The following is a 14,836-nucleotide window of genomic DNA, read 5'->3' as shown; positions in this document are numbered from 1 at the left end:
GCATCATGGTTGGCGGGCTCCAGAAAGAAATCGGGAGCACAGCATCCGTGATCAAGCAGCGGCTTTGAATGTGGGGTTTATGGAGCGCTTACCTTCTAACCGCGCCGAATAGTTGTGACGCCATCGAGCATCCCCACTATTGTAGTAACGCGAAACTTCAATAGGGCCTGAAATGTCTGTTTCCTCCTGATATTTATATCCAGTCGCAACATTGACTGGATTTCCTCGAGCATAGGTCGGCCCATCAATACGGCAAGAATATTTATCATCCGGAGCTCCCTTCTGGGAGGTAAACTCACAAGACACGGAGCCATAGTCAAAGTTCTTGCCAGAATCACAGTTGGCATATGCTAAAACAGCTCCCGAAAAGTTAGCGCCCTCCCAATTCGACTTTATGGCGCACAAATATGTGGTGGGAGGCGTGGCGTAATAATTTTTTTCAGGAAGGTATAAATTAGCTAAATCTCCACCCCAATAATCATAGAACATATAATCACAAACTTCTTTGGGGGTTTTAAATCCCAGTTTCAAACCATTGGGTGCTGCCCAGTACTCAATGGGCGCACTATTTGCGTATAGGCTATTTGTCGCGACAAATAATGCAGCGACGATTAAAGGCCAACCCATTTTGCGATGGATTCTCATAGATCACTCCAAATTGGTCTAATTCAGAAAGGTTACCGTCGTGAGATGACCTTGAGCGTCATAGGAATACTGGGTGATATCGCTGACATCCGTCCGGGCACCATCGATACTCGCCACTTGCCCCAAAGCGGTATATGTACGGGTGACAGTGCTGGCATACGCAGAAAATGCCGGCCACGAGCAAACACAACTCGCGATCAATAATCGCAAGATCAACATACGCATACTCAGATCCTTCAGATAAATAGGGCTCATCGGGATGTAATCTGCCGACTGAGTTCACGTCCCTGGCTGTCGTAGCTGTATACCGTGATGCGATTCGGCTCAACGATCCTGGTCGGCAAGAATCGATCAGGATCCCACTCGGTCGTAACCGTACGAGCCTCGGTGGTTCCGCTTGCTTCGGTACGGCTGGCCTCCAGACCCCGAGAGTTGTAGGTGTAAGTCGTTACAAGCCCTTTAGCATCGGTCTTGGTCAACACTTGAGCGCGATCGTTATAGGTGTAACTGGAGTTGCTGGCCGGGCAGTTCGGCGAGGGCTCACCTTCGATTGAAGTGACACGCTTGATGCCTCCAATCTGCTGGTAACGATAGATCGTTGTTTTACCTAGCTCATTGGTCACCGTACGGGAACCATCCGTGTTGTACGCGACTTGAGTCAGACCTGCACCGCCGCTGTGCTGACTGCTGATGGCTCGGCCTTGATCATCGTAGGACCAGATCGCAAAACGAACACCACGTTCATCGGTAATACCCGTTAGCAGACCTGTGTTGCGCGCATCCTCATAGTGAAACTGTCTCTGCTCTGTCTGAGAACCACGCGTACGGGTCAGTTGAACAAGGTGCTTGTTACTGTCATAGCTGTAATTGATCTGTAGGCCAGGAGCCACAAGGCTCAAGGGTTGATGCTGCGTGTCCTCGGTAAAGATCAGTGACTGCCCGCTATCGCTGGTCACCGTCACCTGATCATTGGCATAAGCCAGTTGCTGCCTGAGTCCGGCAGAATCAATCCACTCGATCAAACGCCCACCTGCATCGAAGGTGAAGCGCTCGTTGTTGTCTGCGGTATAGAGCCAATTATCCCCTGTCTTGGCTAGCAAGCCGGTTTCGGTTGGATATGCAGTGGCAATATCTCCTTCAACGCTAAAGAATGATTCGCGACCGTCCGCATGAACCAGCGATAACTTGCCAATGGCAAAGCGGATAAATGTGGAATAGTTATGTCGCCATAGACCATCCAGACTGTTGTAGGCACGAGTGAATACAGGCGCACCTATACTTTTTGTTTTATAATCGATTTCCTGCTGATACTTATTACCGACTGCTAAACTGATGGGATTGCCGACACAGCTTTCGGGTGGGGGAGCGCCTTTTTGTTCATCATTACCGCACTTGGAAGTCGACACATTAAATACTAGAGGCGAAGCACATTTACCCCAATAGAATTGCCCAAAATGAGCTTTCCCCGTCTCTTTTACAATCCACCATCCAGAGCCAGCAAATGTACCACGGTATACGCCAGGTGCGATAAGCTCGTCCATAGGCGAGCAATTCCAAGGGTTTCCAGGCTCGGCTCCATATTCAACAGCAAAGGCATTGCAGCGGGCAAAAGCCTGTTCTCTTGTTTTAAAGTCATCTTCATGCATCCAATGCCCACCAGTGCCTAGCGCATCATATACCACTTCAGCAAAAGCAATACTAGAAAAGCAGGCACATACAAAAAGTACACTCCCCATAAAAAATTGCGTTAAACAAGACCGAATCGCCCCAATTAAAAAATAAACTTTCATCAGTATCAACTCGCCTTGAATACATAAATCCCATTACCAGGGCAACCATCAGCAAAATCCCTCACTTCAGGTGTAAGAGAACCATAGCCATTATTACCTCTCCCCCCCACACAGGAAAAACGGAGTAATCCCCCGCTTTTCCTGCCCCCCCTCTACACCTTCTCAATCCACCCCGCCGGCGCTTCAATATCGCCGTTCTGAATCCCTGTCAGTTCATTGAACAGGCGCTGGGTAATAGGCCCAGCCTCCTGCTCACTGTGGAACACATGCAGGCGGTCCTTGTAGTGGATGCCGCCAATCGGTGTGATCACCGCAGCGGTTCCACAGGCACCGGCTTCCTTGTAATCGCCGAGGTTGTCGATGTAGACATCCTCTTCCACCGCATTCAGCCCGAGGCGGCTCTGGGCCAGTTCGATCAATGAGGCGCGGGTGATGCCGGGCAGCACGGATGGTGAGCGCGGTGCCACGAAGGTGTCGTCGTAGGTGATGGCAAAGAAGTTGGCCGAACCGACTTCTTCGATCTTCTTGTGGGTCAATGGGTCGAGGTAGATGCAGTCGGCAAAGCTGGCTTCCCGGGCCTCGGTGCCGGGCAGCAGGCTGGCGGCATAGTTGCCTCCCACCTTGGCTGCGCCGGTGCCGTTGGGAGCTGCACGGTCATAGTCCGAGATGACGAAGTTGCTGGGCTGCAACACGCCCTTGAACAATGCGCCGACCGGGATGCAGAACACGCAGAAGATGAACTCCGGTGCGCTGCGGACGCCGATGTTGTTCCCGACACCGATCACGAAAGGCCGCAGGTACAGCGAGCTGCCCGTCCCGTAGGGTGGCAGGAAGCGTTCGTTGGCCTTGATCACCTTTTTGCAGGCCTCGATGAAATGCTCGGTCGATACCGTCGGCATCAACAACCGTGAGCAACTGCGTTGCATGCGCGCCGCATTCTGGTCAGGGCGAAACAGGTTGATCGAGCCATCCTTGCAACGGTATGCCTTCATACCCTCAAAGCACTGCTGGCCATAATGCAAGGCCGTCGAGCCTTCGCTGATGTGCAGCAGATTGTCTTCAGTCAGGTAGCCTTCCTGCCATTCGCCATCGCGCCAGTGCGAAATGTAGCGAAAGTCAGTCTTTCTGTAGCTGAAGCCCAGGTTGTTCCAATCCAGATCCGGATGTTCCATGTCTCGATCCCTAATACGAGTGACGCGCGGTCGTCATTGATTCCAGGTGATGCTCAACGTCTCATCGAGCCATTGGTGATAGCCGTGGGCGGCTTCGTCGGAGGCATGCACCGAGAAGATGAACCCCGGATAGCCACCAAAGGCCGGTGGTGGCGGGGAAACATGGCCAGCCTCGAAAAAGATCACGACACGGGCGGTTTCAGGATGTTGCTCGACCTTTTCCAGCCCCGAGAAACCGCTGAAACGGCCATCGCCACGCAACGGGATGATGTAGTTCGCCGCCACCTTGGGCGTAGGGAGCACATCGGGCAAGGCCGGGGTCGGCAGGCCCAGGGCGGCGTGCATGCACAGCTTGGCGAACGAAACGCCGGTGCTTTGCTCCACCACAAAATGCGACACCCCCGAACCACCGATCCGGGCACCGATTTCAATCACATAAGGCTGCTCCTGGGCATCCAGTCGAAGCTCCACGTGGGCAGCACCCATGGTGATCCCCAGTGCTTTCACTCCGGCCCGCGCGGCGTCGCACAAGGCAACGATCAGCGGATTGTCGAGATCGCGACGCTGGCGATAGATCGTTTCCTCGAACCACGGCCCCTCAGGCTGGCCCTTGTCGCCGACGGCCAGCACATGCACGCCTTCGATGTCGACAAAACACTCCACCACAAACTCTTTGCCGGGCAGGTACTGCTCGACCACCAGGCCCACCGCCTTGTCCTTGTCGTAGAAACGCGCCAGGTCGTTGCTCTGCACGTCCCATACGGCCTTGACGAGGCCGGGCAGTTCTTCGTCAGTCCTGGCCAGCATCACCCCGGTGCTCGACCAGCCGGACAGCGGCTTGATCACCAGCGGCAGCCCCAGAGTCCGGGCTTGTGAAAGGTCTTCGGGGTTATCGATGTAACGGAAACCCGGCGACCTCAGGCCTGCCTCGGCAAAGGCCTGACGCATCAGGTATTTGTTGCGCGCCAGCGCCGCCACTTCCGGCTCGATGCCCGGTGTGCCGATTCGTCTGGCGGCCATGGCCGTCCAGATGATGGCTTCTTCACGAACGGTCATGACACCGCCGATCCCGCGGGCCTCTACACCGGCCGCGAAAGCCTCCAGCGCAGCTTCCGGCTCATCGAACACCGGCAACTGCCAGGTCGAGGTGACCGCTGGCAACTGAGCGGGTGCGCTCTCGGTCTTGTCGTAAATCAGTACCAGCTCGATACCGGCCGCCTGGGCAGCCTCGAAGACGAACGACAGCTTGGCACTGCGATGGCAAACCAACGCCAGCTTTTTCATTTTATTTCCTCACTAACCGGGAATCAGGGGAGCGCCGTTTCACATGCCATCCGGTGCTACCCGATGCATCGACGAATAACAGAGTGATACCGATGACGGCCGCCGCCATCGCAATGACTTTCACGGCACTCAATGCCGCGCCGGCGCCAATCAACCATTCACCGGTAACCACTGCAAAAGGTGCAAGCAAGCCAATGGCGTTGGCGTACAAGACGCCGCCTTCGGCCAGCACTTTCTGGTACAGCACATAAACCGGTGCCGAACAGGCCGCTCCCAGCAGGAGCACCTTGAGGGCATCGTTGAGGTTCAGTGCCAACAGCGGAGCAGGCTCGATCACAAACAGCGGGACGAACGTCATGGCGGAGATCAGCGTCACCCAGGCCAAAGACGTCAGTAGTGGCAAATCCTTGAGGTAACGCTTGGACAGCAATCCATAGACGGCATAGGAAAACGCCGCCACCAGAGCCAGGGCGATACCTGCCGGGCTCACCGCTCCGCCTTCGTTACCACTCGCATTGAAGGCCAGTGCCGCTGCGCTGACGATCAGCACGCCACTGAACTTCAGCCAGGAGAACCCCAGGCTGCGAGACAGGAACCCCAGCAGATAGGTAATGCCCGGAATGGTCGCCAGCACCATGGTCAGGTCACTGGCCTTGAGTGTTTTAAGGGCTCCAAAGCTGCTGGCGAAATACAGGGAAAACCCCAGGATCGACAGCAGGAAGAACCCCGGCATTTTTGACCTCAAGGGAATCGAGGCCCATACCGCCCGTTCACGAAACGCCACGATCAACCACAAGGCAGCGGTTGTCGCCCATAGCCGAAGCCCGACGGCATGCATCACCGGGATGCTGCCAATCAGGTTCTTGGAGAGCAGCCAACTGATCGAAAACAGCGTCAGGATCGCGAAGGTGAACAGTAACAATCGCCCTTTCAAGGCGCTCAACGAGGCGACTCCTCAAGCACCCGCCGCGCATATTGCGAGGCCGGGAAGTTGAAGCGTGCCTTGGAGTGCTCCGGCAGGCCCAGGTGCCTGTGGACATAATCCCTGGCTCCGGCCAGGTAGGCCTCGTCGTCCAGAGACTCCAGTGCCTCGATATCGGAAATCACCGTGGCTATCTGTTCTTCAAGACGCACGGCATCGAAACCCAGACGCCCATGCTCATCCTCGACCAGCGCCCCGGCGTTCATCAGAATCTCGAACAGCAGGATCCCCGTGCCGGCATCGAACGTCATGTGCTGATCCGAGCCCTTGGGGTAGCGGAACATGCGTTCCAGCAAGATGAACTCGGCAATTTCCTGCCAGAAATCCGGACGGTGTTTCTGCACCAGACGCACCGTAATCAGGTCGCACTTGGTTTCTTCCAGAAGGCCGGTAAACCAGTTCAGTTTGATATACAGGTTCTTGTCCAGCGGACGGGGTCCGGTATGGTGCGCATAATCGTGGTAATAACCCCACAGACAACGGGCGTCATACATATCGGTTTCAGACATTTCGCGACTGCGTAATTGCCCGAACAGAAAATCGCTGTCGCGACCAAATAACCGATCGGCTTCCAATAATGTCTGGTCGTTATAGATATGAAAGAACTTGCTGAAGAAAAACAAGGCAAACGCTTGTTTATCCACTTTATTCTCGGCAGCCACCGACTCGGGAAACAGCACAATACAATTGCCCTGTAAAAAGCCCTTTGAAGCCGCGCCCATTTTTATGCACTGAAATGGAGCAACATAGTGTTCCGTATATTGACTGGCCTCGGCCAGATAAGACGTTTCACTGCGATAACCCGTGACAAGTTCAAGTCTGAAACCTTCAGGGTCAGGGCCATTGGTGGCACGCATGGGCGCCAGGAAGAACAGGGCCTCACCGGGCAGTGGGGTCTTGAAAGACGCCAATGTCGTATCGAACAGAGGACGTTGATCCAGCCCGTTCTGAGCCCAGCGTCCCAGATCTCCCAGTGTCGCGGCCAGCAGTCCGGGGGAAAGCCCGTCGATATGACCGGCCTGGCGGTCCAGTTCGCCTGCCAGCTCATTGACCAGCGCGTAATCCGCAGGACTCGGGTCCTTGATGCTCCCGTCCAGTTCCTGGCGGGCACGTATCGTATCGACAAGGGTGACGATGGCACCGCAGGGATCGACCTTATGCATGATCGGCTCGCTTCAGCGAGTGGACCAGAAAGGCCATGGGCACCTGACCGAAGTCCTGGACGACGTTCAGTTCATGCCGATCGGCCGCCACCACCGTGGTGACGCAGGCATCCGCCTTGCCCGTGCTGCACAACACGGCAGCATCGGCATTGCTGTTGGCAAACACCTTGTCGTACTGGCTGGCGACCAGTGATTGCGGTGCGGGATGAGTTGCCACGCTCTTGATCCGGTCCGCCGACGTACGACTGGCCAGCACCATGGAGTGGGTTGGCATAATAAAACTGTCACACAGTTCCATATCGCCCAGACGGGTAAAGATAAGGGTGTGCAAGTCAGGGTAGGCGGCGCAACTCAATAGATAGCCGTCCTGCTTTTCGGCTAACTCTTCAAAGGCTTGTTCGAGGGTTTCATGAAGAACAATACGAGGGACAGAACCCGGCGCTTTCTTGTCGCCCAGGGAATCAAGCCACCACTGAGCAGCGGTTGCACAATTAGTGCCTTCAGGGCCGAGCGTATAGACAGTCTGCATGCCATGACTTCCTTGTAAACGTCCACCGAGTGGCGAACTAAAATCCATTTATGCAACCCATCCGGGACTGCTGTTCGGCATGCAACTTACTGTAGGAATTTTCCTAACGCAATATGTAACACAAAAAAACAATCAGCCCTTTCGTTCTTAGCAAAAGGCCAGTACCCATACCTTACTTCCGGGGTTTAACCCGCGCCGTCGCCTCTGCAATCAACGGATCGTCCGGCCAATAATGCTTCGGGTATCGCCCTTTCAAATCCTTCTTAACTTCCGCATATGTACTGCGCCAGAAGTTGGCCAGATCCTGAGTCACCTGCACCGGGCGACGTGCCGGAGACAGCAGGTGCAGTTTGACGATTTGTCGGCCATTGGCGATGCGGGGAGTGTCCGACAGACCAAACAGCTCTTGCAGACGCACGGCAAGGATTGGGGGGTATTCGCTGTAGTCCAGACGCACCGATGAACCGGACGGCACGCTCAGATGATGCGGTGCCTGCTCGTCCAGCCGCTGCGGCAACGGCCAGGGCAGCAGGGTGTGCAGCATCGAAGGCAGGTCCAGATTGCCGAAGTGGCTGAGCCGGGTCACTTTGCCCAGATACGGCAGCAGCCAGGATTCCAGACTGTCGAGCAAGGCAGGATCACGGACGTCAGGCCATTCGCTGGTGTCCTGTTTTTCCAGATCAAGCTGGCGCAGCATCGTTACCCGCGCCTGCCATTGCCGAAGCTCCGGCGTCCAGGGCAACAGCTCCAGCCCCTTGCGTCGTACCAGCCCCAGCAATGCCTGCCCACGTGCGGCTTCGTCCAGACCGGTCAACGGCTCTCGACTCAGGATCAGTTCCCCGACCTTGCGCTGTCGCTCGGCGCGCAACACACCTTCGCGTTCATCCCAGTCCAGTTGATCGACAAGCGTCACCTGTTCCGACAGCACGGAGTCGAACAACGCCGGATCGAATTCCGCCGCCAGATAGATCCGCTCCTCGCGCTGGCCCTGACGGCTGCCGAGGTCGGCGATCACCAGCCATGACTGTTTCATGAGTGCATCGACCTCAGCGAACAAGGCGGCACGACCGTTGGCCAGGCGATATTCGGCACCGCCTGCCCGACGCTGCTGCGCCACCCGATCCGGATAGGCCAGAGCCAGCAGGCAACCCAGCCAGCGGGAATGATCCGGATCGCTCACCGGTGCCGTGACAGCCCCGCCAAGATAGCCGCGGTACTGACGCGCCAGTTGTTTCGCACGTTGTACACCGCCCTGCGCACCACGATGCGCTTTTGACTCACCGGATACCATCACCAGACGGCTGTGCAGGTCAGCACCCGCTCCCCGAAGAATATCGCGCTCTCCCAACAAGGCCGCCACATCGCACGCCAAGGCCCCCAGTCCCAGCGCATGACCACGCAGCAACAAATGGGCGATACGAGGATGCGCGGGCAACTCCGCCATCGCCTGTCCATGCGGGGTCAGTTTTCGTTCCTGGCCTTGCGGGTTGCTTAACGCCCCCAGCCTGACCAACAGATCCTGGGCCTGTGCATAAGCCGCAGGCGGAGGCACATCGAGCCAGACCAGTTGAGAGGGCGTCACACCCCAGCGCGCCAGTTGCAGCGCCAGCCCGGCCAGATCCGCCTGCAGGATTTCCGCCGTACCATAAGCCGCGAGCTGATCATGCTGTGCTTCGGACCAGAGCCGGTAACACACACCGGGCTCCAGACGCCCTGCCCGCCCCGCTCGCTGCGTTGCACTGGCGCGGGAAATACGCTGAGTGTCGAGGCGCGTCATGCCACTGCCCGGATCAAAGCGCGGCACCCGTGCCAGCCCGGCATCGATCACCACACGTACGCCATCGATGGTCAGGCTGGTTTCCGCGATATTGGTCGCCAGCACCACCTTGCGCACACCTCTGGGCGAAGGCTCGATGGCCGCTCGCTGAGCACTCAGGTCAAGCTCGCCATGCAACGGACACAACAGAATGTCAGTGCGCTCGCCCAACGCATCGGCCAATTGCTGATGCACCCGGCGAATTTCCGCCTGCCCCGGCAGAAACACCAGCAAGCTGCCGGACTCACTGCCCAACGCATCAAGGACAGTCTGCACCACACGCGGCTCGACGAACTCGCCCGGCTGAAAAGGCCGCCCCCACTGCAGGGTGACGGGAAACATGCGCCCTTCGCTGCGGACCACTGGTGCATCATCCAGCAACGTGGAAAGACGCTCGCCTTCCAGGGTGGCCGACATCAGCAGAATCTTCAGCGGTTGCTCGTCACGAAACAGATCGCGGCCGTTGAGACTCAGGGCCAGTGCCAGGTCGGCGTCCAGACTGCGCTCGTGGAACTCATCGAAAATCAGCAGCCCCACGCCTTCCAGCGCCGGGTCGTCCTGCAAGCGTCGAGTCAGAATCCCTTCGGTGACCACTTCGATACGGGTCCTGGGGCCGACCTTGCTGTCCAGCCGGATCCGGTAGCCGACCGTTTCCCCGACCTTTTCGCCCAGCTCACTGGCCAACCGCTCGGCCGCTGCCCTGGCGGCAAGGCGACGCGGCTCCAGCATCAGGATGGTTTGCCCGGCCAGCCAGGGTTCCTCCAGCAGCGCCAAAGGCACGCGGGTGGTCTTGCCCGCGCCGGGCGGCGCCTCGAGGACAGCTTCGTGGCGGGAGGTCAGTGCCTGGCGCAAGGCCGGCAGGACAGCATCGATGGGCAGGGAAATCATGGCGGCTCCAGAACAGGCGGCCGATTATAAGCGTCACAGGCGTTTGCAGAAGCTCGGCAGGATCGGATTTGTCCAGGAAAGCGGTATTTTTGAAAATGATGCGTTGTCTGTTCGCGGATGAATCCGCTCCTACAAAGTCGGACCCGCTCGGGGTTCAACTACCGTGAATATATGTTCACTCAAAGAACCACCGGGATACGCAATAGTCTTAGCGACGTAGCCTTTGCCTTGTATAGTTGCCACTTCATCTCAGGAGTTCTCCATGCGCATCCCATCCCGTTTCGTCGGCGGCATTCTGGTCGCCACCCTTTTGACCCAGATTTCGGCGTGCGGCAGCATTTTCTATCCTGATCGTCGCGGCCAGATCGAAGGCAAGATCGACCCGGCCATCCTCGCTCTGGATGCGGTCGGCCTGTTGTTCTATGTGATTCCGGGCGTGATTGCGCTGGCCGTGGACTTCACCACGGGCGCGATCTACTACACCCCGACCGGGCATGCCCAGATCGACCCGCAAAAGCTGCAACCGGCGATCAAGGCTGACGGCAGCGTCGACAACAGCAAGCTGCAAGCCATTCTGGAAACCGAGCTGGGCCAATCCCTGCCGCTCAACGATCCACGACTGATCCAGTACAAGGGCAGCGTTGAGCAACTGGCAACACTGGGCCTGCGCCCTGCGGCTTAAGGCAGATTGAAAGGAAGCGCCATGAACACCAGCACCGAACATGCCCGTCTGTTGCGTCTTGCGACGCGAGCATCGCTGCTGGTAGCCAGCACCCTGATCATTGCCAAGAGCGTGGCCTGGTGGTTCAGCGGCTCGGTCAGTCTGCTGGCCGGGCTGACTGACTCGCTGCTCGATGGCGCGGCGTCCTTTCTCAACCTGCTGGCGGTGCATTACGCGCTGCGTCCGGCGGATGAGGATCATCGTTATGGCCACGGCAAGGCCGAAGCCTTGTCGGGCATGGCTCAGGCACTGTTCATTGCGGTCAGTGCCGGCCTGATCGCCTTTCAGGCCATCGAGCGTATTCAGCACCCCGAACCTCTGGGCGCGGCGGGCCTGGGTATCGCGGTGATGGCACTGTCCCTGATTCTGACCCTGGGGCTGCTACTGTTGCAGCACAAGGTCATCAAGGAAACGGGTTCGGCAGCCATCCGCGCCGACTCGCTGCATTACCGCTCCGATCTGCTGCTCAATTTCAGCATTCTGGTGGCGCTGACACTCACGTTGTTTGGCTGGCAACAACTGGATGCGTACTTCGGCCTTGGAATTGCCGTCTACATTCTGTGGAGTGCGTTTCAGATTGCTCGCGAAACGGTATCGGTGCTGATGGACGAAGAACTGCCTCCCGATGTCAGCCAGCGCATGCTGGAACTGGCCTGTAGCGTACCGGGGGTTCTGGGGGCGCATGATCTTCGGACAAGAATTTCCGGCAATCGCTGGTTCGTGCAATTACATCTGGAGTTGCCGGGGAGCCTGACGCTCAGTGTCGCGCATGCGCTGTGCGATGACGTCGCAGAAGCGATACACCAGCGCTATCCGAAAGCGGAAGTGCTGGTGCATGCCGATCCTCAGGAAGTGGTGAAACAGGCTATCGCCTGATAAACCTAATTGACGCTGTAGCCACGCCCGACGAGGCAGGCGCCCATAGAGCGACGGTAGAGGTCCACCACTTCAGCCTGTGGCTGGTAAGTGATATTCGCCGGATCGAAGCCGCTTTGCTCTGCGGCCCAGCGGTAGCATTGGTAATGATCCAGCTCGACCTGCTCCTGACTTTGCCCATTGAGGGGATAAGCCACCGGATCATAGCCATTCTGGACGGGGGCCTGGTTGTAGGACTGATTCTGTGGCGGGTTGACCACGACATAATCCTGACTGTCGCTCTGATAGGCGTAGTAAGTACCGGCCGCCAGGAACAACAGCGAGCTGCCGATCCAGATTTCCTGTGAATAGGACGGCAGGCTGCGCACCCGCAGGCCATAAGGCGGCGTCACCACCACATAGCGCGGGCCTTGAGGGCGATACCAATAGCCTTGCGAGTAGAAGTAATCCTGCCCGCGATAAGGAATGCGCGAATAACCACCGGGAACACGATCTATCGTGTAGCCGGGCCGATACCGTGGGCCATCGCCCCAGCCATTGCCACGCCCGTCGGGTCGTCCGTCCCAACGGTCATTGGGGCGACCGCTGCCTGCCTGCCAGTTGCGATTGCCGCGCGGAATATCCTGGTAATAGCCCTGACGCGGTTGCTGGGTCTGCCAGGACTCGCGAGGTGCCGTCTCGATCGGCAGGTTGTTCTGGCGTTGCTGCAACTGTTGCTGACGCTCGACCTGACGTTGCTGATTCTGCTGTTCCTGAATCTGACGCTGCTGATTCAATTGCTGCTGATACATCTGTTGTTGCTGCTGGCGCTCGACGTTACGCATCTGGTTTTGCTGCTGTTGAATCTGCTGCTGTTGCTGGCGCTCAACCTGACGCTGCTGGTTCTGTTGCTGCTGAATCTGCTGTTGTTGCTGGCGTTCGACCTGATTCAGCTGGTTCTGTTGCTGTTGTTGAATCCTGCGTTGCTGCGCGTTGTCGCTGGCGCTGCCTCGGTACTGGTCCTTCAAGGAATCATCATCGGCCAACGCATGGGCGCTGATGCTCAAACACAGCAGACTTAACCCCGTCAGCTTCCAGATGCCTGATTTCATGCTTTCCTCACTAGGACGCGGATAGACGTAAATAAGACTGCAATAGAGGCGCGCCGTTCTGCGCACTTTATCAGGACGCAAAGAAAAGGGGGCCTGCTGGCCCCCTCGGGATACTTCGTCCTGGCACGACGCTTATGACGCCGGCTCACCTCATGCCGTCTTCTGGACAGTATGCAGCCCGGGGGCCTGGCCAACCCTGTTGGGTGGGAGGCCGCAGCTGGCCTGATTGGGCGAGCCGCGCTGGACGCTATGTCCGGGCAGTGATTCTGTTGAAAAGAATAGGCCTGCCAGACCGACAAATGATTGCGAAGATTGCTTATAAAAACATCACTTGCGCAATTTTTGACTTCATATCAATAATTCAGCGCAATTCAACTTGAAAAGGGGAACATCGTGAGCAAGCTCGACAGATATGACCTGAGCATCCTGGCCGAACTGCAACGTGACGCACGCATTTCCAACCAGGAACTGGCAGAACGCATAGGATTGTCACCTTCGCCTTGCTCGCGACGGGTCAAGCAGCTTGAGGACGATGGCTATATCGTGCGGCAGGTCGCATTGCTGGACCGCAAGAAGCTCAGCCTGAACCTGACCGCCTATGTCCTGATCGGCATGGACCGGCACACCCCGGAGCGGTTCGAGCACTTTGAACAGCAGATTCGCAACCTGCCCCAAGTGCTGGAGTGCAGCCTGGTGACGGGAATGGATGCCGATTATCAACTGAAAGTTGTGGTTCCTGATATGGATCACTACCAGAAACTGCTGTTGGGCCATCTTACCCGCATCGAAGGCGTCACCAGCGTCAAGTCGAGCTTTGTGCTCAATCAAGTGCTGGCCAGCACGGAACTACCCCTGGTTCATCTGCGTGGTTGAGCCGCGTACCGGCGTGGTGACGGACTTTCTATAATCGCCCGATACCGCCGTCCGACTGGAGCAACTGATGGACCCCGTGCTTTTTGAAGAGTGGATGATGACCATCCTGGTCACCGTCCTTATTGGTTTCATGGGTTTTATCGTCTGGGATCTGGCGAAGAAATCCAAGGCTGGCAAATTCGGCACGTTCATCCTGTTCTTCGTGCTGGGCCTGGGCATCATGGCGTTCGTGATCAAAAGCCTGGTGATTGCCTACCTGGAAAATGGATCATGACCCCCTGTAGGAGCGAATTCATTCGCGAAAAGGCCCTTCGCGAATGAATTCGCTCCTACAGGGGCACTTCGCGATATTGGCCTTGATCCAGGCCGTCCAGCGTCCAGTCACCGATTCTGACCCGCACCAGCCGCAAGGTGGGCAGACCGACGGCCGCGGTCATGCGTCGAACCTGACGGTTGCGACCTTCCTTGATGACCAGTTCCAGCCAACTGGTGGGCACGCTCTTGCGAAAGCGTACAGGCGGGTTGCGTGGCCAGAGCTGGGGTTCGTCCAGCTGACGGGCCAGGGCAGGCAAGGTCGGCCCATCATTGAGTTCAACCCCGTCACGTAACCGCTGCAACTGTTCCTCGGTCGGCTCACCTTCAACCTGAACCCAGTACGTCTTGGGCAATTTGTGTTTGGGATCGGCAATACGAGCCTGTAACTGCCCGTCATTGGTCAGCAACAGCAAGCCCTCACTGTCACGGTCCAGCCGACCGGCCGGGTAGACGCCCGGAATATCGATAAAGTCCTTGAGCGTTGCCCGTCCTTCGCCATCGCTGAATTGCGTCAGCACATCGAAAGGCTTGTTGAACAGCACGAGTTTCGGTTCGGCCGGTGGGGCTTTGGCGACACGACGGGCCGTACCGGAATGTTTGGGGGCCGGGCGACGGGAAGCAGGACGTTGAATGCGGGACATGAGAACTTCAAAAGCTTGGAAACAGAAAGGGCCACTTTAAGTGGCCCCCG

Annotated in this window: 16 protein-coding genes; 5 read left to right on the top strand and 11 right to left on the bottom strand. The window is 57.3% G+C overall.

Going from position 1 to position 14,836, the window contains the following annotated elements; translation table 11 throughout:
• Window positions 1-51: 51 nt before the first annotated feature.
• From ACIPY9_RS20050 to hrpB, 9 genes are all read right to left on the bottom strand, one after another.
• Window positions 52-645 (bottom strand): DUF6531 domain-containing protein, encoded by a 594-nt coding sequence (locus ACIPY9_RS20050; RefSeq protein ID WP_400705339.1) that lies wholly within the window; start codon window positions 643-645, stop codon window positions 52-54.
• Window positions 646-663: 18 nt separating this feature from the next.
• Window positions 664-864: an RHS repeat domain-containing protein gene (locus ACIPY9_RS20045; RefSeq protein ID WP_400705360.1), complete on the bottom strand. Its 201-nt coding sequence runs from the start codon at window positions 862-864 to the stop codon at window positions 664-666.
• A gap of 32 nt (window positions 865-896) precedes the next feature.
• Window positions 897-2,435 (bottom strand): DUF6531 domain-containing protein, encoded by a 1,539-nt coding sequence (locus ACIPY9_RS20040; protein ID WP_400705336.1) that lies wholly within the window; start codon window positions 2,433-2,435, stop codon window positions 897-899.
• 152 nt (window positions 2,436-2,587) lie between these two features.
• Complete coding sequence (locus ACIPY9_RS20035) at window positions 2,588-3,607, bottom strand: branched-chain amino acid aminotransferase (RefSeq protein ID WP_400705333.1); 1,020 nt, start codon at window positions 3,605-3,607, stop codon at window positions 2,588-2,590.
• A gap of 33 nt (window positions 3,608-3,640) precedes the next feature.
• Entirely contained in the window at window positions 3,641-4,891 is a 1,251-nt protein-coding gene (locus ACIPY9_RS20030; RefSeq protein ID WP_400705330.1) for an ATP-grasp domain-containing protein, read from the bottom strand.
• A gap of 1 nt (window position 4,892) precedes the next feature.
• Complete coding sequence (locus ACIPY9_RS20025) at window positions 4,893-5,834, bottom strand: DMT family transporter (RefSeq protein WP_400705327.1); 942 nt, start codon at window positions 5,832-5,834, stop codon at window positions 4,893-4,895.
• Entirely contained in the window at window positions 5,831-7,036 is a 1,206-nt protein-coding gene (locus ACIPY9_RS20020; protein ID WP_400705324.1) for a DUF6421 family protein, read from the bottom strand. The genes ACIPY9_RS20025 and ACIPY9_RS20020 overlap by 4 nt, the downstream gene beginning before the upstream one ends.
• Complete coding sequence (locus tag ACIPY9_RS20015; protein WP_400705321.1) at window positions 7,029-7,565, bottom strand: hypothetical protein; 537 nt, start codon at window positions 7,563-7,565, stop codon at window positions 7,029-7,031. The genes ACIPY9_RS20020 and ACIPY9_RS20015 overlap by 8 nt, the downstream gene beginning before the upstream one ends.
• A gap of 172 nt (window positions 7,566-7,737) precedes the next feature.
• Window positions 7,738-10,269, bottom strand: coding sequence for an ATP-dependent helicase HrpB (gene hrpB, locus ACIPY9_RS20010; RefSeq protein WP_400705318.1), 2,532 nt, complete (start codon window positions 10,267-10,269; stop codon window positions 7,738-7,740).
• Between hrpB and ACIPY9_RS20005 the strand changes: the two genes are divergently transcribed.
• From ACIPY9_RS20005 to ACIPY9_RS19995, 3 genes are all read left to right on the top strand, one after another.
• Complete coding sequence (locus tag ACIPY9_RS20005) at window positions 10,253-10,390, top strand: hypothetical protein (protein ID WP_400705315.1); 138 nt, start codon at window positions 10,253-10,255, stop codon at window positions 10,388-10,390. The two genes, hrpB and ACIPY9_RS20005, sit on opposite strands and share 17 nt — an antisense overlap.
• Window positions 10,391-10,531: 141 nt before the next feature.
• Window positions 10,532-10,951 carry a polyribonucleotide nucleotidyltransferase gene (locus tag ACIPY9_RS20000; protein ID WP_400705312.1) on the top strand — a complete coding sequence of 140 codons (420 nt, stop codon included), beginning with the start codon at window positions 10,532-10,534 and terminating at the stop codon, window positions 10,949-10,951.
• Between the two features lie 21 nt (window positions 10,952-10,972).
• Entirely contained in the window at window positions 10,973-11,866 is an 894-nt protein-coding gene (locus ACIPY9_RS19995; protein WP_400705309.1) for a cation diffusion facilitator family transporter, read from the top strand.
• A gap of 5 nt (window positions 11,867-11,871) precedes the next feature.
• On the opposite strand, the gene ACIPY9_RS19990 is transcribed toward ACIPY9_RS19995, so the two are convergent.
• On the bottom strand, window positions 11,872-12,576 hold the full coding sequence (locus ACIPY9_RS19990; RefSeq protein ID WP_400705357.1) for a DUF6515 family protein: 705 nt from the start codon (window positions 12,574-12,576) through the stop codon (window positions 11,872-11,874).
• Window positions 12,577-13,350: 774 nt separating this feature from the next.
• Here ACIPY9_RS19990 and ACIPY9_RS19985 point away from each other — a divergent pair.
• Together ACIPY9_RS19985 and ACIPY9_RS19980 are read left to right on the top strand one after the other, a co-directional pair.
• Window positions 13,351-13,830 carry an Lrp/AsnC family transcriptional regulator gene (locus ACIPY9_RS19985; protein WP_400705306.1) on the top strand — a complete coding sequence of 160 codons (480 nt, stop codon included), beginning with the start codon at window positions 13,351-13,353 and terminating at the stop codon, window positions 13,828-13,830.
• A gap of 67 nt (window positions 13,831-13,897) precedes the next feature.
• On the top strand, window positions 13,898-14,104 hold the full coding sequence (locus ACIPY9_RS19980) for a DUF2788 domain-containing protein (RefSeq protein WP_400705303.1): 207 nt from the start codon (window positions 13,898-13,900) through the stop codon (window positions 14,102-14,104).
• Between the two features lie 55 nt (window positions 14,105-14,159).
• Here ACIPY9_RS19980 and ACIPY9_RS19975 read toward each other — a convergent pair whose 3' ends face one another.
• Window positions 14,160-14,786: an rRNA large subunit pseudouridine synthase E gene (locus ACIPY9_RS19975; RefSeq protein WP_400705300.1), complete on the bottom strand. Its 627-nt coding sequence runs from the start codon at window positions 14,784-14,786 to the stop codon at window positions 14,160-14,162.
• Window positions 14,787-14,836: the final 50 nt, after the last annotated feature.

Source organism: Pseudomonas sp. NPDC089734, from assembly GCF_044748865.1.
In the GTDB taxonomy this organism is placed as follows: Bacteria; Pseudomonadota; Gammaproteobacteria; order Pseudomonadales; family Pseudomonadaceae; genus Aquipseudomonas.
Note: the sequence above shows the minus strand (reverse complement) of the source record. Positions and strands in the feature narration are given on the sequence as shown.